This is a genomic window from Paenibacillus jilunlii (assembly GCF_900102965.1).
GTDB lineage: Bacteria > Bacillota > Bacilli > Paenibacillales > Paenibacillaceae > Paenibacillus_AQ > Paenibacillus_AQ jilunlii.
On the sequence record NZ_FNGM01000005.1, the window covers coordinates 67,715 to 90,336 of the forward strand.

Consider the following 22,622-nt stretch of genomic DNA (forward strand, 5'->3'; position numbering starts at 1 on the left):
AAGGAGAACCCATTACATGTCAACTTTTCTGTACCGGTTAGGTAAATCGGCTTATTCCAAGCCATGGTATTTCCTCGCGGCCTGGATCGTCATTCTTGGTGTTGTAGGCGCCCTGCTTGGCGCCAATGGCATAAATTCCAGCTCCGAAATGAAAATTGAAGGCACCGAATCGCAAAAAGTGCTGGATAAGCTGGCTGCCGAGCTTCCCGCCGCTGCCGGCGGACAGGCGAGCGTCGCCTTCACCGCACCGGATGGCGAACGTCTGGACACACCCGAGCGGGTAGCACTAATCCAGAAGGCTATCAATGATGTCTACAGCATGGACTATATCATCAATCCCGCCGAACTGGCCGCCGAAGCGGCGGCAGCAGCAGCTGCTCAAGCTGGAGCTGCAGACCCTTCTGCCGCCGGGCAAGCTGCGACTGCGGACCCTGCTGCTGCCTCCGGGCAAGCTGCGGCTGCGGACCCCTCTGCTGCCGCCGGGCAAGCTGCGGCTGCGGACCCTGCTGCTGCCTCCGGGCAAGCAGCTCCTTATGGCCCGCTGATGGCGAACGGCGTTCCGGTTCCCGGCGTCATGCTGTCCGCTGACGGCAGCATCGCCCTGTTCCAGTTCCAGTTCACCGTTCAGCAGACGTCGCTGCCGTCCTCCGTACCGGATAACGTCATCAAAGCCGTGACCGAAGTCGAGCAGGCAGGCTCCGGCATCACCGCCATTCCGAGCGATTCACTGAAAAGCACGCCGTCCATCGGATCGACGGAAGTGGTCGGCGTTGTCGTCGCCGCCGTTGTGCTGTTTATTACGCTTGGCTCGGTCGTTGCCGCCGGATTGCCGCTGATCACTGCGCTCCTTGGTGTCGCGATCAGCGTTGGGGGTGCTTTTGCCCTCTCTAATCTCATCCAGATGAATGACATTACGCCGATTCTTGCTGTTATGATCGGTCTGGCTGTCGGCATCGACTATTCGCTGTTCATCGTGAACCGGCAGCGCCGGTTGATTCTCGATGAGAAATTAAGCGCACGCGAAGCCGCAAGCCGGGCGGTCGGCACCGCCGGCAGTGCTGTATTTTTTGCCGGACTGACCGTCATTATCGCCCTGTGCGGCATGCTGGTCATCGGCATTGGATTCTTGTCGACGATGGCTCTGGTTGCCGCTGTCAGCGTTCTGATCAACGTCCTGCTGGCGCTGACCCTGCTGCCTGCGCTGCTGGGCCTGGTCGGCGAACGGATCTGCACCGCCAAGGCGCGCACGAAAAAAGCAGCTTCAGGAAACCATGCTCACCACGGATTCTCACACCGCTGGGCGAACGCTACGGTGAAATACCGCTGGGTCATCATTGTTCTGGTGGTCCTGGTTCTTGGAACGGCAGCAATTCCGGTAACGAAGATGGAGCTGGGCATTCCGTCCGGCGCTTCGGCAAATCTGGACACCCCGGCACGCCAAAGCTATGACATCATCTCCAAGGGCTTCGGTGAGGGCTTCAACGGACCGCTGCTGCTTGTAGCCGAACCGAAAAACCCATCCGGTAAAATTTCCATGGAGACGCTGGGCAAGCTGGTTCAGGAGCTGCAAATGCATGATAACGTCACACTGGTGTCCCCAATGGGCGTCAACGCAACCGGGGATATCGCCATCATCAGCCTGATCCCCAAAACCGGCCCGACGGATACGGAGACAAGAAATTTGGTGCAGGATCTGCGCGATCCCGCCTCCAGCCTGGCATCCGGAAATGAAGTAACGCTTGGGGTGACCGGCTTCACCGCCATCAACATCGATATGTCCTCCAAGCTTTCCGACGCATTTCCAGTGTATATCGGCATCATCGTTATCCTGTCGCTGATCATTCTGCTGCTCGTTTTCCGGTCGGTCATCGTTCCGGTTAAGGCCACGGTCGGCTTTATTCTCAGCGTCCTCGCCACCTTCGGCCTGACCACGGCTGTCTATCAGTGGGGATGGCTGCACTCTCTGTTTGGTTTTGACACCGGAGGACCGCTGCTCAGCTTTATGCCGATTCTGGTCACTGGCATTCTGTACGGGTTGGCAATGGATTATCAGGTTTTCCTGGTCAGCTCCATGCGCGAGGCTTACGTCCACGGACGCCATGGCAGCGAAAGTGTCATCCACGGCTACGATCTTGCCAGCCGCGTTGTGCTTGCCGCAGGCATAATCATGGTTTCCGTCTTTGCCGGGTTTATTTTTGCCCCTGACGCAATGATCAAACAGATCGGCTTCGCGCTGGCCTTCGGCATCCTGATCGATGCCTTCATCATCCGTATGACCCTTGTTCCGGCTGTAATGGCAGTCTTCGGCGACAAAGCCTGGTGGCTGCCGAAATGGCTGGACCGTCTGCTGCCAAACCTTGATGTCGAGGGCGATAAGCTGATCGCCAAACTCCATGCGGAGAGCGGGGACAAGAAATAACAAAACGGCTGCGCCGTCCTTGACTGGATACGGTAGCCGTTTTGAATTTCAGTTTAGCGTTGCCTGGAGAACCCTGTATGAATCCTTCGGCAATTCCAAGTGGAAAAAGGGTAACTAATTCAGCTCATTTCTCTCCTGATGAAGGAATATGGCCCCATTAAGTTTCCTTTTTCCACTTAAACCTCACATTTGTTGATTTCAGGGAGGAATAAGTTCCTTTTTTCCAACTAGCATTGCTCACTTGCTTCTTCGCAGCGCTAGTTGGAAAAAGGCTATCGAATCCGGCTAATCTTACCCACAAGAAGGATAATATATAGCGCGAAGCATATAAATTCTGGCGTAATATTTTTAAATAACCCCACAAAGCGGGCCTTTACAAGGAAGCTGATTCAGTTATTTTGAAATTCATAAAGAGCAGAGCCTGCGGATGATGTCTGCCGGCTCTGCTCTTTTTACAAACTGAGGCAGAAAAGGACCCTATTCCATTGAATGCTGAAACGGCGGCTGATCGGTAACAGGCCGGTTTAAGTTAGCCGATAAAAACTTTTCTGTAATGTCAAGAACCTGAGGATTCCATATGCCTGTTCCATGGTCTGCGCCAACAACCTTATAAAATATAACCTTCTGTCCGTGTTCCTTGAGTGCCTTATACATCTCTATACTCTGGTTCACGTGGACAATGGTGTCACTGTCTCCATGGATGATGAGAAAGGGCGGAAGCCTTTTTCCCAGATTCTGATGAAGTGGGCTTGCCTGCTTTGCCAGATTTACATGCTCCTGTACTTTACCTCCAATCAATAAAGCTTCCGGTGAATCGGCGGCATCATGGTCCAGAATATCATTATATTTACCTAAGGTGAGCAGATCTGAGACTCCGTAATAATCAATTACTGCACTGACTTCGTCCGTCTGTTCACTATAAAGGCCGTTATCATATTCTCCTATGGTCAGGCCGGTCATCAATGAAAGGTGTCCGCCGGATGAATCCCCCCATACCGCAACCCGGTCCGGATCAATCCCGTATTCTCCAGCATGTTTGCGCATAAACCGGATCGCGCATTTGACGTCCTCTACAGCGGCCGGGAATCTTGAGATGTCAGTGTCCCTAATTTCAACGCTTGCTATCACATAACCCTTTGCTGCGATATGGCTTAGATTTGGAATGGCCGCATAAAGGTCTTGTTTTCTCCAAGCTGAACCTTGAACGAAAACGACTAAAGGAAATTTGTACCCGGCACGGTGCGGGACAATAATCTGGAGTCTTCTTTCCACGCCGTCATATTCCGCATAGACCACATCAGGCCGGTAAGAGCAGGAATAGTAGGTGCCCCCTTCGGAAAAACCGCCAAAGATAATCTGGGTTCCTTCCGGCAATTCATTGGCTGCTGCTGTTCGATCCACTTTAACACACTCCTTAAAAAAGCATGAAATTCACTGGGTTCAATCAAATTTCTTCACTATGTTATAATATAGGCATTCTTGCTAGGAGGGGGAAAGATGGCCCATATTCACTATGTTGAATCCAACACCACGCACGCCAGCAATTTTGTTATCGATGTTCCCGTGGGCTATCACTGGCTCCTTGTGATCACCAAGACCCCAGCACAATTCTGGGTAAACGGCGGGCTCAAGGAATACCCTGCTCACAGCGCAATCCTCTATCGCCCACTGCAGAAAGTCTATTACCGGGCCTGCACCGACCAATATATCAATGATTGGGTCCGCTTCGAGTCCGATGAACCTTATATTTCCGAATCTCCCCTTCCGCTCGGCGTTCCCTTTCCCCTGAGTGACCCGGACTACTGCCACAAACTGTTTGAACTGCTTGTCATCGAACATAATTTTAACCGGGATTGCAAAGAATCTTCCATCGATTATTTGCTCCGGACGCTGTTCAACAAGCTATGGGAATCCTACTTCCAAGCTGATATTACGCCTCAATATTACAAATTGCTGAAACTGCGCACTGCTATTCAAAACAAACCGGGCGATTACTGGACGGTCTCAAAAATGGCGGATTCTCTTGGAATCAGCCCGGGCTATCTTCAGAGCATCTACAAAAAAACGTTTGGGGTTTCCTGCATGGATGACGTCATCAACAGCCGGATTCGTATGGCCAAAGAATACTTGATTCACAACGCCCAAAGCATTGCGGAAGTCGCTTCCCGGTGCGGATATCAAAACGTTGAACACTTCTGCAGGCAATTCAAACAACTGACCGGGCATACACCGAGAAACTTTCAGAAGCATGTAAAAGGTTAATGTTCAATTTGGGCAGCACCGGTTACTTGAAAACCTGCTGCACAAGGAACTTCATGATTTCACCCGGTTGTTGTTTGGAAAACTCGGCGCGGTCTGCGAATAGCATCCCATACGGTGCTTCAGGGGTGTACGGCTCCCATCGCGGCAGTTCCTCTCCAGTCGAGTCCAGGCCGTTCGGGTCTCCTGAACGGATGAAGTTGGCCCAATAATTACACATCTGGCGGGCCAAATCATAATGCTTACCGACAAACGGTCTCCAGCATTTGGCAAGCGTCTCAAAGAAAAACCAGAGATCCACCGAGTGGAAGGTGCCGGGGTTGTCCCAGCCCGGTATTTCAGCATCGAAATTATAATAGTACAGCGGGGTTTCGCCGCCGGTGCCGGCATTGGCCTGCGCAGCAATGCGAATCGCGTATTCTATCCCGCTCACCGAAGCCTTCTTCCTGGCTTCCTCCATATTGCCCGATTGAACGCCACAAAGCTCCAGAAATGCAGCGGCATCGTCGCCGAACATGTCTGCGGCCATTTTTTTGAAATCGTCCAATGTTTCAGCATCCGGGACACTAAAAAACTCGGAGGAGGTATGACCGAGCATTACCGGCACCTTCCAGCGCTTGTTTTGCAGGAACAAATCAAAAGAATTGCCTACGCTGAACACCTGGTCTGTCACGGTGCCCCAGAATCCCCGGTACTCCACAGCCTTGTCTCGCAGGTAGACCGCATCCAGCTGCCGGGCTTCGGCAAGTGAGGATACACCCAGATAATTAAAAAATGCGATCCCATCCTGTTCAGCTTCAGCCAAATGATTCCGTAGCGCCGGCATGAGCGTTCCCGGATAAAGCTTCGTAAAGATTCCGCTTTCAACAATCGCCCTCTGAAAGAGGCCTTCATTCTGAGGCGAAGTGAGCTGGCTCATGACGCTTCCGCCGCCGGCGGACTGCCCGCCGATGGTGATGTTATCCGGGTCGCCGCCGAATGCCGCGATATTGCGTTTAACCCATCTTGTTGCCGCCTGTTGATCGAGGTTGCCAAAGTTAGCCGGTGCTTCCGGCGCTTCCGCCGTTATTTCAGGATGGCATAAAAATCCGAAAACATTCAGGCGATAGTTGATCGTGACCACCACGATGCCCCGGCGGGCAATACGTTCGCCGTCGAATTCCATTTCGGCTGGATGGCCCACCTGCAGACCTCCGCCAAAATACCACACATATACCGGAAGTTTCTCATCCATACGATTGGCCGGTGTCCATACATTCAGGTAAAGGCAATCCTCGTCCATGGCGATATCTGGTTCCACAGCCCATTCCCGGGTATAGATGTTGTTGTCGTGGAGCTCTTGTCTTACCTGCATTGCAATTGGCGCGAACTGGTATGCTTGCAGCACTCCTTCCCAGTCTCCTGCCGGCTGCGGGGCACGCCAACGGTTTTCGCCCGTAGGTGGAGCGGCGAAAGGTATCCCTTTGAAGCTGGTGATCCGGGGGTCGGCTGCGGGCAGCCCCTGAACCGTCCCATTTTCAACTTTTACAACTCTCAGCATGTTATCGTCTCCTTGGTATGTATTCATTGGAGTACATTTAATTGTATGGAGTACACTTCCCTTTCAGCGAGCGCTTTCAATAAAAATTGTAATTTACACCCCTGTCTAAAACAATGATCTAAGCAGAAATATAATTGATGTATTCTAATATTACGGTTTGTAGCATCGGAATCAGCCCTTTACCCCTCCGACAGTCATCCCCTGAACAAAATATCTCTGCAGGAACGGATAGACCATCAGAATCGGAACACTGGCAATAATCGTCATCGTCGCCCTGAGCGAAGTAGGAGTAACCCTAACAGCATTTTCCGCAGATTGGTAGGCCTCCACCGCCCCGGCAGTGGCAGAAGTGTTGGTGGTCTGCAAAATTTTCATCAGCTCGTACTGCAGCGTGCTTAAATTGATATTCGAGGAATTATACAAAAACACATCAAACCATGAATTCCATTGTCCCACAGCCACAAACAAGGATACGGTCGCCATGGCCGGAATGGTCAACGGCAATACAACGCGGATAAAGGTAGTGAATTCTCCGGCACCGTCAATCCGGGCCGATTCCAGGATCCCTTCGGGAAGGCCTTCAATAAAGGACCGGATGATGATCATGTTGAACACACCGATCACCCCCGGAACAATATAGACCCAGAAGGAGTCCGTCAAACCCAAATTACGGATAAGCAGATATCCGGGGATCAGCCCTCCGCTGAAATACATGGTAATGACGAAGAACAGTGTGACAAACTTGCGGAGCACAAACTCCTGGCGGCTGACGGTGAAGGCCAGCATTGCCGTACAGAAGACGGATACCGCGGTTCCGGTCACGGTGCGGAGAAGTGAAATTAAGGTTGCATGGTAAATATCCGATTCTCCGAAGATATATTTGTAATTGTTCAAGGTCCACATCCGCGGCCACAAATAAATCCCGCCTCTCACGGCGTCGTTGGCGTCATTGAAGGAAACGGCAATCATATTAACAAAGGGATACATCGTGACAATCATCAGACACACCATAAAGATAACATTGCATATATCAAACACCCGGTCCCCCGGACTGGAGTTGCGTAAGCGTGACGTTTTACTTGCCTGCATGACCTAAACCTCCTTTTAGAATAATCTGCTTTCTCCCATTCTCTTGGCAATATGATTGGCGGAGAAAAGGAAGATGAAGCTGACTACGGTTTTGAATATGCCTGCCGCTGTCCCTAAAGAAAAGCTGCCCATTCCCAAGCCATACTTCAGCACAAAAATATCCAGGTTCTCCGAGTATTCCAAATTCATCCCGTTCCCCAGCAAATATTGCGGCTCAAATCCGGATTCAAGAATATTACCCAAATTCATAATCAGCAGGATAATGATAACCGGCTTGAGTCCGGGAAGCGTAATATTGAGCATCCGCTGAAAGCGGCTCGCCCCGTCGATTTCAGCCGCCTCATATTGGGAAGGATCAATTGAAGTAATAGCCGCCAAGTAGATAATGGTGTTCCAGCCTACGTCTTTCCAAACCTGTGTTCCCGCGAGAATGCCCCAAAAATAATTCCCTTTACCCATCCACAGCTCCGGTTTATCCAGGAGATGCAGCTTCGTCAGCAGCAGATTAATGATGCCGTCAGGAGATAACACGGTCAGCACAATACTGGACGCTACAACCCAGGAGATAAAGTGCGGCAAATAGCTGACCGTCTGAACCACACGTTTAAAAATAATATTTTTCAGCTCATTCAGCAAAAGAGCCAGCGTAATCGCTGTAACGAATCCCAGTATCAGTTGAATGGTGCTCATCACCAGCGTGTTTCGCAGCACCCGGTAAAAGGTGCTGTCCTCAAACAGAATCCGAAAATGCTTCAGACCCGCCCATTCCTGCTCCGAGAAGCTTCTGGCCGGTTTATAATTCTGAAAGGCCATGGTCCAACCCCAAATGGGAAGGTATTTAAACACAAAAGCCCAGATTACGAAGGGAAGACACATAAAAGCCAGCGTCCTCTGCTGGATAAGGCGGCTAAAGAACAAATTGGTTTTATTCATTCCAGGACTCTTCACTTGCGGGTCCGAATTTACAGAATACACAGGTTTCTCCACTTCATCTTACTCCCTTCCGCTCCTTGGTTGTGAAAGCCGCAGGGCCGCATCGCCTTTCGGCTTACGACCCCGGATACTTAGCAAACGCTTACAGAACCGGCATTACCATTTCCCTGCAACACGGTCTTGCACAGCCTTGGTAATGAAATCCTCATACGTTTTTTTGTCCAGCTTGTTGAACTGATTCATGTAATCGTCCCAATTCTTGCTGAAATTGGCCGGTGTGTCCAGAATCATTGTAGGCAGATGCGTCCGCTGGAGATCATCCGCTTTGGTGATGAACATCTGCTCAGGCGATCCCTGTTCCAGGGCAATGGACCAGGCGGGAGACCATGGACGCTCATCCGGATTGCTGAAAAGCCCACTGAAGGTCTTCACACCATAAGCTGCAAGCAGCTGCTTGTCACCGTCCGTATATCCGTAGGATGCCACCTCCGGCTGGTTGCCGGGACCATAGGCATTTCCGTCCTGCAGAACGGAGTTGTTTCCGTAACGCGGCCAGCTGTAATTGAAATAGTCGAAGCCGAATTTCATGCTCTTTTCGGGATCTTCGTGGATTTGGCGTTGTTCATCGTTGGCATACGTGAAGCGGCCTTTTTCGTCAACAGTATAGCTTTGGTCCTTGATGCCCCACTGAACCAGAATCTGATTTTCTTCCTTCAGCAGGTTATCGAAGTACTTGATAATGCGGACCGGGTCTTTGGCCTTGACGGTAATGCCTACCCCGTAGTTGTTGACAAAGCCGGGAGGGTCAATATATTGATCCTTAATTCCCTTATCGAACACGATCGGCAGCGCTACATACCGTTTATCATCATTGCCGGCTTTCTTCAGATTGTTGGTTGCGTCCCCAACCTGCCAGGAGTAGCTGAAATAACCGAGTACACGTCCAGAGGTCAGCTTTGCCAAATACTGGTCTCTATTCATGGTAAAGGATTCAGGATCGACCAGCCCTTCAGCATTGGCCTCATTCAGCTTCCCGATCCACCGCTTCTGATATTCGGAGCCCGCCACCAGCTTGGCCTCATGGGTTTTCATGTCCACCATGGTGCTGCCGTCGTTGGGATAGCCGGCCAAGTGCATCGCCGGATTCTGGAGAGTAAAGAAGCTGCCCTGCTCACCGGCAAAGGTAGCGAAACCGATGGTGTCCTTGCCGTCCACCTGCGGGTGCTTTTCCTTATACTGCTTGATCAGATCGAAATATTCGTCCAATGTGGTGATTTTAGGATAATTGAACTCTTTCAATACGGAGCGCTGAATATAGAACCCCGTCTGGAAATTAGGTTCTGAAACGTAGCCGATATTGGCTCCATAAGGGAAGAAGTAGATTTTCCCGTCCTTCTGTCTGAATTTATCAAAATATGGGCCATATACACGCTTGATGTTGGGGCCATACTTTTCAATCAGATCATCGAGCGGAATGAATGCCCCTGCATCCATGAGCTTGGCCATTTGACCACTGGAATCGATAATGTCAGGGTAATCTCCGCTGGCAATCATTACTCCTGCCTTCGTGTCGCCATCGCCCACCAGATATTCAATGTTCCAGTCAACGCCGGTTTGTGTCTGCAATTCTTTTCCGATCGTTGTTTCACTGCCCAGAATCTGCTTCTTCGGTGCACCAAAGCTGAAATACTTGAACGTAACAGCTGAGGTATCCTCGCTTCCGGATGCGGAGTTCCCCTTAGCTGCTGGACTGTTCGACGCACTGTCAGACGAGTTGCTGCCATTACCGCAGCCTCCTAAAGCTGCAGCCAAGACAAGTGCCAATCCAGCGGTTAGAATTTTGCCTTTGTACATTTGGACTTCATCCCCCTTTAGATTCCTTAAATTACCTCCAGTCTTGTAAGCACTTTCAATATAACAAGAAACCGCTTTCTTGATTACCCAACAAACCATACCTTGTACTTTGAAAAACATATCCATCCCGCCGGCATTTAAGTCGCCGCTTCCATTAGCGGGAGGGAAATCTCAATCATCGTTCCTTTCCTTTCCCTGGCATCGATCGCAAACATAAAGCGGTCCTGGAAGCAAAGCTTCAAACGGTAATATGCATTTTTCATGCCGACCCGCTCGCCGATGTCGTCATTCTCTTCCAGATAGACCTTGAGCTCCTCCAGTTCCTCCGGGGACATGCCGATCCCGTTATCCTTGAGTCTGAAGATAAGCTTATCTGCTTGCACAGCGACTGAGATCGCGATAATTCCTTTATCCGGGCTCGATTCGATACCATGGATACTGGCATTCTCCACGAACGGCAGCAGCACCATCTTTGGAATCCGGTGGCCAAGCGCTGCCGGGTCAGCTACGATACTGTATTCCAGCTTGTCACCGAAACGGTATTGCTGAATCGTAAGAAAGCTTTCAATCAGCTCTAATTCCTCGCGGACAGTAACATAGTTATCGCTCCAGGAGATCGATTTGCGGAACATTTTCGCCATATGCTGAATGATCTTCGCAGTTTCTTTTTCCCCCTTGATGATGCTTCGCATGCGGACCGATTCCAGCGAATTGAACAGGAAATGGGGATTGATCTGGCTGTGCAGAGCATGAAGCTGCGCCTGCTGCTGCTTCAGCTCCAGATTTTTTTTCTGGATATCCGCCACATAGACCTCATTAATCAGACTGCTGATCGTCTCGGTCATCCGGTTGAATTCAACGGTCAGCTGGCCGATTTCGTCTCTGGCCTCTTCGTGGGGAATCGTCTGGAAATTTTGCGCCTTCACCTTTTTCATATGCTTGAGAATCCGCACCAGCCGCACATGGATTGACCTTGACATGGCCGCAATGATGATGGAGGGCAGCACAAAGTTAATGCAGGCCAGCCAAATGACGAAGGAACGCGACTTCCGCACTTCTTTCAGCACGTTTTCCTCATCCATTACGCCCTCCAGTGTCCATCCCTCCAGATAATTAATTCCGCTGTACACGTTCTTGAAGGTAAGAGAGTTCTTGGGAAAGCTAATCTCCTTAAAAGGGACACCCTCCGGCAGGTTCGTCATATCGTTCCCGTACTGTACTCTCCCCTGGGGGTCCACCAAATACACCATGCCATTAAATGCGCTCCCATAAAAAATCTGGTGAATCCGCTCCATGTTCAAGTCTATTTTGACAAGCTGCTCGATGCCGCTGGTGCCGTAATTGTTTAATTTTTGAATCAGACTGAACTTCTGCCCGGAAAAGATAAAGGTCGGATAACGGGAGAAAGAGGCTTTGGACTGTATATACCAGCCGGTTTGGCGGATCTTGTCGGTTAACTGGTCAATATAGCCGGAGGCCAGTACGGTGGGATTATCCGTATACACCTGATACCAGCGGACCCCCTGCACATTCTGATCGGCAAGAGCCCCCCTCAGGTAGGAATTGAAGGTTTCCACATAGTCCTTCTCGCTGGTAAATTTGCGGGTAATTGTTTTGTTGAAAATAGAGTCGGCATACAGGGAGTAAGATAGGCCTACCCCTTGATCGATAGTCACCCGCAGTTCGTTTTTCAGATTGTGCAGCGCCATGTCCGCATCGCGGATTTTTTGATTTCGCAGATTGGAGGTGGTCACGTTATAAAACACCACATTGGTCAGCACAATGGGAATAAATACCGACAGTACGTACATCAGCAGCAGCTTGTCGCGCAGCTTCAAATAATTCAGGAATTTCTTCATAGGCCCCCGCTATTCCTTTGCAATCAGCATGTTCCGGTATTCCGACGGCGAGATCTGTTCCAGCTTTTCGAACTGGGTCACGAAATAATCGGCATTCTGAAAACCGACTCTTCCTGCAATCTCATACATTCTTAGATCGCTTTGCCTAAGCAGCTTTTTGGCTTCCTGTATCCTAAGCTCCAGGAGATAATCGTTGAAATAGACGCCGTAAGTCTTGCGGAACAGCCGCCCCAGATATACTGCATTCATATAGAACTCGCCTGCTAGGCTCTTAAGGCTGATATTCTCGCGGTAGTGGGCATCGATGTAGCGTTTGATGGGCTTGATCCCGCCCAGGCAATGCTCCTTGCGGAGCCGCGTAATATATTCCGCCGCTTCTTGTATAGCTTGCATGAAATGCTCCTGCAGCATCTGCAGACTCCAATGCCCGTGTCCCCGTTCAGCCAGCTCCTTAAGCCGCAGGATTTCCTCATCATTGCCGTCCATCTCCTTAATTACGCCAAGGATTCCTGTCATGCACCGGGAGAGGGAACCCGTCACGGCTTGCGGGGTGAAACGCTGCTCATGGAACAACCGGAACATGCTGTTCACGGTTTGCCGGTAGTCATTCTTGTTTCCCTCTTCCAGCTGCATGATCAGCTTGCTTGCGAGAACCGGACTCATATCGAATACATACAGAGGTTTATCTTTGACACCCGAATACATAATGACTCCGGTGTTCTCGGCATATTTGTGCCTGGCTGCTTCATTAGCCTCCGAATAAGAGTGGTGAACCTGGTCCAGTGTGTCAACGGGATCACCCGCATAGAGGCTCAGCCCCGTATTCAGCCGCTCCGAAAGGGCAGCACGAAGCCGCTCCAAATGAAGCGAAAGACCACCGCGTCCGCCTGTGATCCGGTCCGTACAGAGCAGTATTCCGAAGGTCCCCGGCTGCTGCTCAAGCACAGGAATGCCGGCACCTCCCTCTTCATGGAAATGAAGCGCTTCCTGGAATTGCTTCATAGTGGTTGGCTTGTCCCGCTGGCCCGCATGAATCTCGGTCATGGCGTACAGGAAGCCGCGCTCTCCTTCCAGTCCCAGTGCTGCTGCATAAGGTTCAGCATCCTCCGCCTGAAGATTCTCCTGTACCAGCGCTTCCATGATGGCACTGGTTGTGAGATCCTCATTCGTCAGCGTGGCAATCCTCTTCCTGCCCATGGTATAGGACAGCTTCCGCAGCGTTGCGGTCATTTCCTCTTCATCTATGGGCTTCAGAATATAGTCGTGAACCCCATAGCGCAATGCCTGCTGAGCGTACTTGAAGTCGTTGAAGCCGCTGATAATGATGAATGTCAAATCCAATCCTGCATGTTCCTTCACGCTCCGGATCAGATCCAGACCGTCCAGAATAGGCATCCGGATATCTGTAATCACCAGGTCAGGCTCAAGCTGCGTAATCATGTCCAGCGCTTCCGCACCATTGTCCGCCTCTCCCGCAATGCTGAGTTTGAGCGATTCCCACGGAATTAATTCCAGCAGCCCTTTGCGGACAAATACCTCATCGTCTACCAGCAATACTTTGAACACGGCTTAAGTCCCCCTTATGACAAAAAAATATTCCGCCGGTACTTCTCCGCCGGCGGAACTTGAATATTCCTATTGCACACTACATAACCCTACTGGGCCGACACAGTGATACTGTCCATATTCGGTCCTTCCGTTCCGGTAGTCACCACTTTAACCGTATTGATTCCGGCATCCATGGGGACCTGAACCGTTGTCTCCCCCCAGGTGGACCAGCCGCCGGTGGCGGCAAAGGCCGTATTGCTGATGACCCTGGTTCCGTTCACATACACATCCAGGTTTCTTGTGCCTGTGTCCAGCGCATAGCGGAATTTCACATTTTTGCTCCCTGCAACCGCACAGTAGACGCTGTTCCACTGAATGGCGGCATCGGTTGAGCCGTTAAAGTTGACGTATCCGCTGCCGCTGTAGCCCGAATTGGCGGTTTCTGCTGCGGCATTGGTTAATGCTGTGCCTGTTTCGGCTTCATAAGTGGTGCCAGTGCCTGTACCACTGCCGCTTCCGAGTGAAGCTACAAAGGTTGTCACACTTTGGGCAGGAAGCTGGGCTGTAAAGGAACCGTTCGACACAGGAATGGACGCTCCGGAGGCAACTTTTCTGCTGGCGTCCGTGATCCATGTGGATACGCCCGATGCCGTACCATTCTGCAGGACAAACTTTTGGCTTACGGCTGAAGTGCCTTTGTTAATGGCAACAATGACAGCCTTGTTGTCGCCTTTGTAGGCCGAGGTGTAGACGTTGGTGTTGGGATTCTTAGTAGCGTCAACTCTTACATATCCAGGACGGATGAATTTGGAGAACTGCGCCATGCTGTCCCCGCGCTTGCTGATTGTACCATCCTCAATCATCGGACCGTATTGTCTGCGGATGTACCACCACACATAGGCCTGGAAATCCGCCTCTACCATCGCATTGTGCATATGATAAGCAACATCCAGAGCCTCAGGCCAGCGGTTTGCAGAGTTATTATCACTGTTGGGATAGTACACTTCTGTCATCCAGAGCTCTTTCCCTGCTCCTTTTTGCTTAAAAAGCGGATACGGAAAGTTGTTAAACGAAGTGCCATAAGTGTGCGCACCCAGAATATCCATATTGGCAAGCGCCTGTGAATCATTCAGGATCGGGTCCGACATATTCTTCAAGTAAGAGAACGACTCAGGTGCTATAACCCTGCAGTTGATAGATCCCGCATTATTTTTCATAAAATTAAGCATTTCTGCAGGAGTCCACCAGGTCCAGGTATGTGCATAATCCGGTTCATTTTGAACAGAAATCGCATAGAGATCCACACCATTATTCTTCATGTAGGTAACGAAATCGTTCAGATGCTGGGCATATGCAGCGTACTTATCGTATTTGAGGCGTTTGGCCGATGTATCGCCGTCGTGGTTAAAGGTCTCTGTCATATCGCTTGGGGGATTCCAGGGCGAAGCAAAGACAATTGCTCCGTGTGCGATTGCAGATTTGGCAGTTTCTACTTCCCTGTACCAGTTATTTTTATTCTCGTCCACGTAGATTCGCAGGACAGAAAACCCTAACTGATTCGGTCCATTGCCAAAAGCAGTTTCTCTTTGCGCTGCGGTCAAATCTCCAATCCAAGCCGGGAGGTTGATGCCCCCAAACCCGCGGATCACTTGTTTCTCTGCTGACAAATTAACGGTCACATCGCTTGCTGCTGAAGCTTTAGGAGGTGCGGGTACCAGCATTACCGACAGCACAGTTATACATGCCAATAATGTACACAGTGATTTTTTTACCCCTGAAATCATTCTTCTCATCTCCTCATAAAGTACTTTCCGCCAAAACCCTGCTCTTGTCACCTCCTGTCTGACCGAAGCGGCAGCTGTACCTCAAATAGGCTTGTCTATCCTTCTTGCAGCACTTGCAAGCGCTTCCTTTTCCTGTATTATATTAAGTATCTGCTGTATAATCCTTGCAAATAAACGACAATATATTGCGCGGATACTAATAATCCCAAATATACTATAAAAAGGATTTGATACTATGAATCAGGAGATAAACTATATTTTCACACCTATAAAAAAAGAATTGATTTGCTTTCATAAAACAACCGATACGGAGCTTATCAACCCGGCCTTGCCTTATCACCGCCACGATGCTTACGAAATTTATCTGTTCCTGAGAGGCAATGCTTACATGTATCTTGAGCAGTCCTGCTACAAATTGGCCCCTGGCGATTTAATCATCATCAGCCCCAGTGAAATGCACCGGTGTATCTGTATCGACAATGAAATGTATGAACGGATAGGGCTGAATATCAAGAAGTCAGCCTTGGAGAGGCTTTCAAGCCACCGCTCTAATCTATTATCCTGTTTCGAAGCCCATCCCTTCGGACAGAACAATCTAACCCGGCTCTCCCCGGACCAGATTGCGTTGTATTGCGGACTCGCAGAGAAATTGATCTCCTGCCTCAGCTCGGAGGAATACGGACAGGATCTGCTGGCGGAATCCTATGCAACCCAACTGCTTGTGTTCGTCAACACCCTGTATCAGTCTTCTACATACCAGTCGCACAATCTCATGCCGGAGCTGGTCAGCAATACCATGACCTATATCAAGGAGCACCTGGCCGAATCTATATCTTCTGAGCAGCTGGAGCAGGAGTTTCATTACAGCGGCAAATATATAAGCCAGCAATTCAGGGAGCATACCGGATTGACGATACGCTCCTATATTGTCGACAAGCGCATTTCACTGGCCATGAACCACCTGTCCGCCGGTAAGACCGTTGCCGAAGCCTGTGAGCTTTCCGGGTTCAGCGACTATGCCAATTTTATAAGGAGCTTCAAAAAAATAGCCGGCATGCCCCCGGGAAAATTCGCCAAAAAAAACGTAAGCCTCCCGGTGTAGAAGGCTTATGTTATATAGGCTTGGAACGGAAAGTGTGCCCGCATATCAATTGGCCCGGCTTAACCGGCTCCGTGAATCCGCGTTGTCTAGTTCTTTATAAGCTCTGTAGGGTTCATGCCGGTTATTTTTTTGAACAATGTGCTGAAGTAGGGAATGTTCTTATAACCGACCCGTTCGGCCACTTCATAGACCAGCATATTCCGCTCCATGAGCAGCTCGCGCGCTTTCTCGATCCGAACCCGGGTCAGGTAGTTATTGAAGGTTTCACCGGTAATATTCTTGAAAATAATGGACAAATGGTTCCGCGAAATGTACACCTTATCCGAAAGCTCGGCGAGTGTCAGCTCCTCCGCATAATGCTCATGAATGTAACTGGTCATGAAATCAACAACCTGTCTATGCTTGCTGCTGCCTTTCCATTGCCTGCTGCTGCAGATCCTGGTGATTTTGTCCATCAGCCATCCTGCCAGCTGGTCCGGTACGAGCAGGCTGCTGATCTCCTTGGCAATCTGGTCATTGGTGAACAGGTCATCCAGAACCAATCCGGATTCATACAACGAGTAGGTTATAATTCCCCACAGCTCGCTTCCAAGCATTTGTACGTATCCTTGTGACAGCCCCTCCTGCTTGTTCATTTCCGTTATATAGTCCAGTACAAGCTGATGGGCTTCGGCTTCCTGAGAGGCCTTCATCGCTGTCGCCAGCTTATACGAGAACTTGACCGGAAAAAGGGCGACATTTCCCGGTCCGCTGCTGCTGTTCTCCCGGTACATGTACACTTCATGCGCGGAAGCGACCCGCAATTCCCGTTGATCCATTGCGCGGAAAGCTTCCTCCGTCGAGTCGGAGAGCTTCGTCCATGTATCCTTCACTCCCCCGATCCCTATCCGTGTCACCAGCTTAAGATAACCGCCGATACTGTCATTCAGCCTGATCCCCAGCTCCTCCAGCTTACCCTCTAACGGTTCGGGCTGCCCTGGACCCGGATGAATAATCAATAACGCCCGGGTACTGTGCAGCTCTGTGTATTCCATATCCGAGAACAGCTTGCGCGCCACTTCACAAGCAATATTGCTGACCGCAAACCGGAACAGGTTCCAATCGGAGACGGATAGACATCTGGCCCGTTCATCACGGATCAGCTCGATGCCAACTGTGACATGCTTTCGTTCCTGCCAGTAATGGTACGGCGGCGGAAGATGTGTGCTGTCTTTGTATGCATGGTCCAGGGTACCGACAGCTGCGGAGCGAACCCATTCTTTTTCAACAAAAGGCTCATACAGCGTCATTTTAACTTCAAGCTCCCACTGCCTGATCCGCTTCTCCTCTTCTTCCTCAAGCTCCTGTATGACATTGCTCAGAATCGATTTTAGCGTCGGCAGACTGATTGGCTTGGAGACATAGTCAGTCACATGAAACCTTAGTGCCGCCCTCGCATGTTCAAAATCCGAATAACCGCTCAGAATAATGATTTTGCCCTGGAAGCCTTCCTTCCTAAGCTGCTCCATCATATCCAGGCCGCTCATCACGGGCATATACAGATCGGTGATGACAATATCCGGTTGTGTCCGGCGGATTACCTCCAGCCCGTCCTCTCCATTCATAGCTTCTCCAACCCATTCAGCTTCCAGCTCATCCCAGGGAATCGCCCGTTTCATCCCCTTCAGGACTTGGCGCTCATCATCAATGATGGCGATTTTCCACATTAGCCCTACCTCCTCAAACTCCGTAAGTACCGAAGCACGGCAATATCTGCTCTATCGTAAGAAAGCGCTTACCGCACACCGTTTCGTAACTTATCTGCAGCACTGCATCTGAATATATAAGGATCAGTCCTTCCCGGCAGGAGGTTCTGTCAGCAGCGGCAGCATAATTTCCACCCGTGTTCCACCCTCTTCACGTTCTCTAAGCGTAATCCTATAATTCTCCCCGAAATACCCGGCGACTCTCTCCCGCACATTGCGTATTCCATAGCCGCCTGTATGGCGTTTATGGGGGCTGTGACCGGACTGCTTCAATCCGGCTCCGTTATCCTCAATAACAATGTGCAGAGCATCGTCAAGTCTCTCCATAACGATAGACACATAGCCGCTGCGCTGCTTGTTGAACCCATGAACGATGGAATTCTCCACGAACGGCTGTAGTGTAAGCTTCGGAATGTATAACTCCTGTAGCCCTGACGCTGCTTCAATCCTGTATTCAAGCCCTTCTCCCCAGCGCAGCTGCTGGATTTCCAGATAACACTCTATGTGCAGCAGTTCATCTGCTATCGTGATAAAGCTGTTGCCGTTGGACAAGCCGATCCGGAACATACGTCCCATCAGCTCCAGAATACGGCTAAGCTCATCCTGTCCGGCCTCAATCGCCATCCAGTTGAGCTGATCCAGCATATTATATAGAAAATGCGGATTGATATTGGCCTGAAGCGCCTCAATTTCGGCTTTCCGCTGCTGTTCATAACGGCGTTCGAGCGAGAGATACAGCTCCTCAATCCGTTCGTTCTGCTTGCGGTAGCCGGAGAATAAATAACCGAATTCATTCTCATAATCCACCGGAAGCTCCACATTATCGCCTCCAACGGAGTACATGCGCATCGCAGTTACAAGATTTTTGATCGGCTTGGTAAACTGTTTGCTTAAAAAATGGGTCAGGAGCAATACCAGCAGCACTGCGGCGATACCGATCAGGCCGATCCACTCCGCCAGCTTCAGGCTGCTTGCCGTGATCTGCTTCCAGGAGGTGAATTCGATCAGGGTCCAGATGGAATTATCCATCCTTGAATAGACGAGCAGCGTATCGCGGGAGCCATCGGTTGCCGGGATATGGACGTAGCCCGATTTATTGCTTTTGAGATCAATCCACCGGGACCAGTCATTCTGGTCCATGGCATCGCCGATTTTCATAATCTGCTGTCCTTCGCTGTCCGCCATAATCCGGTTCGATCCGTCGGAATTGCCGGTTAGCAGCTTACGGATTTCGTTGGCCTTGATGTGGACGACAAGGACACCTAAATAGTCATTCTCACTTATTATCTTTCTGGAAAAGCTGAGCACCGGAACCTCACCTTGCGCGCTGGGGAAATTATACTCTCTGGACCAGCAAAAATCGCTCTTCTCCAGACATCCGGCCCCTACCTGCTTGTTCAGATCCGCAAGGTTCCGGAACTGGATATAGCTTTGCCGTTCGCTCGGGATAGGGTTATCCATATACAGATCAATTCCTTGAATCAGCGGAATCGCATAGGTCAAATTCGCGAGTGCGCTTTCTACACCTCCGCGGCTGCGGTACCGCTCAAATTCATCCTGCCTGTTCAGGAGAAAATTAGTCAGCTCGCTGTCGCGGGAGCTGGACAGTGAAATCTGCTCAATCATGACCAGCCGGGTCGTAATTTCATTATTCAGCTCATCCAGCAGCTGCTGCTGATAATGGGAGGTGGTCTGTACAAGCGCCTTGGATGAATTGCTGTAGCTTGTCCATGCTGTAACAACGATAAGGGCAATAAGGACGATGGCAAAGCTATGAAAAAACAGGCGGTCGATTCTATACTTTTTAAAAGGATTGATCAAACGCTCTACCTTCCTTCGTACTCCCGTTCAGACGCAATAAACGGTAAAGCTGCGAAGGGCATTCGACGCTTTACCGTTAACGGACCGATGTTTTTTTACATCTTATCCTTTAATTCCTGTTGTGGCAATCCCTTCAACGAAATACTTCTGAAGGAACATGAAGACGATGGTTGCCGGAAGAATAGATACCAGCGACATGGCAAGTAATTGGCCCCACTCCGCCGCAGATTGCGAGTCATTGATCATACGCAGCGCGAGTCCGACCGTATACTTGTCCACGCTGTTGATGTACAGGAGATGACCGAGGAAATCGTCCCAATTCCACAGGAAGCAGAAGATCGTCACGGTAACGATTGCCGGAAAAGCAAGCGGCATAACGACTCTCCAGAAGATACCAAACCAGGAGCAGCCGTCGATTTTGGCCGATTCGTCAAGCTCTCTTGGAACGCCGCGTATAAATTGAATCAGCAGGAAGACGAAGAAGCTGCCGCCTGCCCCGGTAGCAAGCAAATGCGGAACAATGAATGGCAGGTACGTATTCACCCAGCCCAGTTGATGGAACAGCGCGTATTGGGGGATGATCAGCACTTGTCCAGGCATCATTAAGGTCAGCATCAGAATGGAGAACCAGAAGTTCTTGAGCGGAAAATCCAATCTCGCAAAACCAAAGGCTACCAGAGTGCAGGATAGCAGCGTTGCGATGATTACCGCGAACTCCAGCCCGAAGGTATTGAGATAGAAATCGGTAAACGTGTGTCCGGGAACCGATGTCCAGCCTTTGGTGAAGTTGCTCCATTGCGGGGCAGTCGGGAAAATCGACGGCGAGCCCAGCTCCGTGCTGTGCTTCAGTGAAGCACCGACCCACCAGAGCACCGGATAAACCATAATGAGGCTGAAGAGAATCATGAACAGATGACGGAACGCCGGCTTCCATTTTAGAGTGGTCATTTACGTTTTTTCCCTCCAGTGTCTGTTTCATAGAATACCCAATACTTCGAGGTGTAAGAGATCAGAACCGTTGCAGCAATAATGGCGACCAGCATAATCCAGGCCAGTGCCGAAGCATAACCCAGCTCATAACGGCTGAATGCCCTTTCATACAAGTACATTGCGTACACATAAGTGGAGTTCATCGGCCCGCCGTTCGTGATCACAAAGGCTGAAGTGAACATCTGGAAGGCGCCGATAACGGCCATAATCAGGTTAAAGTAGAGAATGGGTGAAAGCATCGGCAGTGTGATTCGGAAGAATTGTGTGATTTTGTTGGCCCCATCTACCGATGATGCCTCGTACAGGTCGTTTGGAATCTGCTTCAGACCCGCCAGAAAAATAACCATGGTGGAACCGAATTGCCAGACTGTCAGCAGAATCAGCGTGCTGAGCGCCGTATCGGGACTTGTAATCCAGCCCTTCCCTTCAAAGCCAAAGACGCCGATCAGCTTGTTAAAAATCCCGTCTACCCCAAAAATGTTGCGCCAGAGCAGCGATACCCCGATACTCCCGCCGATTAGCGACGGAAAATAAATCGCCGTGCGGTAGAAGCTTATTCCTTTTACCGCCTTGCTGAGAATTATAGCGACGAAGAGAGCGGCTATAAGCTTCAAGGGTACGGAGGCGAGCACATACGTGAAGGTTACCTTAGCGGATTGGATGAATTTGGGGTCCGCTGTAAAGATACGCTCATAATTGCGGGTCCCGATCCACTTCATCGGCTGCAGCAAAGTGTAGTCGGTGAACGAATAGTACAAGGATAAGAATAACGGATACGCCGTAAGCGCCAGAAATCCGATCAGCCAAGGCGAAATAAACAAATAGCCAGCAAGCGGAGCGTTCCATCTGCTGCGGAAGTAGGAGCTTTTTTTCGTCTTGGCAGCAGATGGGGCTATAGCGGCTGTGGAACGGTTCATCTGTGGTCACCTCTTGTGGTCAATTTTTATACTTTAAGTATAGTATCCGCCCACCGCCCGCTAAAGGAGGGGAATGCTCGAATTCTTTCAAAATATAACGATAAAAAAACTCCAAGTGGAACCGGCTTCGCCGTCCATAAAAGGACGGTATCCGTTTCAGCGGGAAATAGAAGGATAATTTATAGCGTGAAGCATATAAATTCTTATATTTGAACAAAACGGCTGCGCCGTCCTTCACTGGACAACGCAGCCGTTTTGGATTTCAGCCTAGCGTTACATGGAGAACGACTCCCCCTGAACCCTACGGCAGCTCCAAGTGGAAAAAGGGACACTAATTCAGCTCATTTCGCCATTGGACGAGGAATATAGCCCTTTTAAGTATACTTTTTCCATTTAAATCTTATTATTTTTGAATTTCCGGAAAAATAATTTCCCTTTTTCCAACTGGCGCTTGCGAAGAAGCCCGGTAAGCAAGTGCTAGTTGAAATTAGGATATCTAGACCGGCTAATCCCTCCGACTGCGCTCCAACAACGGCATTTCTGCCGTTGTTTCGGTGCAACCCGGCCGACGACGCTTCAACAACGGCATTTCTGCCGTTGTTTCCGGGCAAACCGACCGTCGGCGCTTCAACAACGGCATTTCTGCCGTTGTCTCCGGGCAAACCGGCCGTCGGCGCTTCAACAACGGCATTTCTGCCGTTGTTCGTTACATATTCGTCTAAAGGTATTTATTTCATAACTTTATGCCTAATTTATCCACAA

General features: G+C 50.2%; 15 protein-coding genes. 3 read left to right on the forward strand and 12 right to left on the reverse strand.

Going from position 1 to position 22,622, the window contains the following annotated elements; translation table 11 throughout:
• The first annotated feature begins 16 nt into the window (after positions 1–16).
• Positions 17–2,419 carry an MMPL family transporter gene (locus BLQ82_RS11060; protein WP_074648152.1) on the forward strand — a complete coding sequence of 801 codons (2,403 nt, stop codon included), beginning with the start codon at positions 17–19 and terminating at the stop codon, positions 2,417–2,419.
• Positions 2,420–2,896: 477 nt separating this feature from the next.
• Here BLQ82_RS11060 and BLQ82_RS11065 read toward each other — a convergent pair whose 3' ends face one another.
• Complete coding sequence (locus BLQ82_RS11065) at positions 2,897–3,820, reverse strand: alpha/beta hydrolase (protein WP_062527228.1); 924 nt, start codon at positions 3,818–3,820, stop codon at positions 2,897–2,899.
• Between the two features lie 96 nt (positions 3,821–3,916).
• Here BLQ82_RS11065 and BLQ82_RS11070 point away from each other — a divergent pair, with 96 nt between their 5' ends.
• Positions 3,917–4,681 carry a helix-turn-helix transcriptional regulator gene (locus BLQ82_RS11070; protein ID WP_062527226.1) on the forward strand — a complete coding sequence of 255 codons (765 nt, stop codon included), beginning with the start codon at positions 3,917–3,919 and terminating at the stop codon, positions 4,679–4,681.
• Positions 4,682–4,703: 22 nt separating this feature from the next.
• Here the strand turns inward: BLQ82_RS11070 and BLQ82_RS11075 are convergent, their stop codons facing one another.
• The 7 genes from BLQ82_RS11075 to xynC form a co-directional block, all read right to left on the reverse strand.
• Positions 4,704–6,218 (reverse strand): carboxylesterase/lipase family protein, encoded by a 1,515-nt coding sequence (locus BLQ82_RS11075; protein WP_062527224.1) that lies wholly within the window; start codon positions 6,216–6,218, stop codon positions 4,704–4,706.
• A 171-nt stretch (positions 6,219–6,389) separates the two neighbouring features.
• Complete coding sequence (locus BLQ82_RS11080; RefSeq protein WP_062527222.1) at positions 6,390–7,307, reverse strand: carbohydrate ABC transporter permease; 918 nt, start codon at positions 7,305–7,307, stop codon at positions 6,390–6,392.
• 15 nt (positions 7,308–7,322) lie between these two features.
• On the reverse strand, positions 7,323–8,240 hold the full coding sequence (locus BLQ82_RS11085) for an ABC transporter permease (RefSeq protein ID WP_062527799.1): 918 nt from the start codon (positions 8,238–8,240) through the stop codon (positions 7,323–7,325).
• 156 nt (positions 8,241–8,396) lie between these two features.
• Positions 8,397–10,094, reverse strand: a complete 1,698-nt coding sequence (locus BLQ82_RS11090; protein WP_062527219.1) for an ABC transporter substrate-binding protein — start codon at positions 10,092–10,094, stop codon at positions 8,397–8,399.
• Between the two features lie 137 nt (positions 10,095–10,231).
• Positions 10,232–11,953 (reverse strand): sensor histidine kinase, encoded by a 1,722-nt coding sequence (locus BLQ82_RS11095; protein WP_062527217.1) that lies wholly within the window; start codon positions 11,951–11,953, stop codon positions 10,232–10,234.
• A gap of 9 nt (positions 11,954–11,962) precedes the next feature.
• Positions 11,963–13,519 (reverse strand): response regulator transcription factor, encoded by a 1,557-nt coding sequence (locus BLQ82_RS11100; RefSeq protein ID WP_062527216.1) that lies wholly within the window; start codon positions 13,517–13,519, stop codon positions 11,963–11,965.
• Between the two features lie 89 nt (positions 13,520–13,608).
• Complete coding sequence (gene xynC / locus BLQ82_RS11105) at positions 13,609–15,285, reverse strand: glucuronoarabinoxylan endo-1,4-beta-xylanase XynC (protein WP_062527213.1); 1,677 nt, start codon at positions 15,283–15,285, stop codon at positions 13,609–13,611.
• A 235-nt stretch (positions 15,286–15,520) separates the two neighbouring features.
• On the opposite strand from xynC, the gene BLQ82_RS11110 reads away from it, so the two are divergent.
• Positions 15,521–16,387: an AraC family transcriptional regulator gene (locus BLQ82_RS11110; protein ID WP_062527211.1), complete on the forward strand. Its 867-nt coding sequence runs from the start codon at positions 15,521–15,523 to the stop codon at positions 16,385–16,387.
• Positions 16,388–16,473: 86 nt separating this feature from the next.
• Here BLQ82_RS11110 and BLQ82_RS11115 read toward each other — a convergent pair whose 3' ends face one another.
• From BLQ82_RS11115 to BLQ82_RS11130, 4 genes are all read right to left on the reverse strand, one after another.
• Complete coding sequence (locus BLQ82_RS11115) at positions 16,474–18,093, reverse strand: response regulator transcription factor (RefSeq protein WP_074648154.1); 1,620 nt, start codon at positions 18,091–18,093, stop codon at positions 16,474–16,476.
• A 123-nt stretch (positions 18,094–18,216) separates the two neighbouring features.
• Positions 18,217–19,953 (reverse strand): sensor histidine kinase, encoded by a 1,737-nt coding sequence (locus tag BLQ82_RS11120; RefSeq protein WP_062527207.1) that lies wholly within the window; start codon positions 19,951–19,953, stop codon positions 18,217–18,219.
• A 102-nt stretch (positions 19,954–20,055) separates the two neighbouring features.
• Positions 20,056–20,901, reverse strand: coding sequence for a carbohydrate ABC transporter permease (locus tag BLQ82_RS11125; protein WP_039833201.1), 846 nt, complete (start codon positions 20,899–20,901; stop codon positions 20,056–20,058).
• A complete protein-coding gene (locus tag BLQ82_RS11130; protein WP_062527205.1) occupies positions 20,898–21,860 on the reverse strand; it encodes a carbohydrate ABC transporter permease in 963 nt (320 codons plus the stop codon). The genes BLQ82_RS11125 and BLQ82_RS11130 overlap by 4 nt, the downstream gene beginning before the upstream one ends.
• Positions 21,861–22,622: the final 762 nt, after the last annotated feature.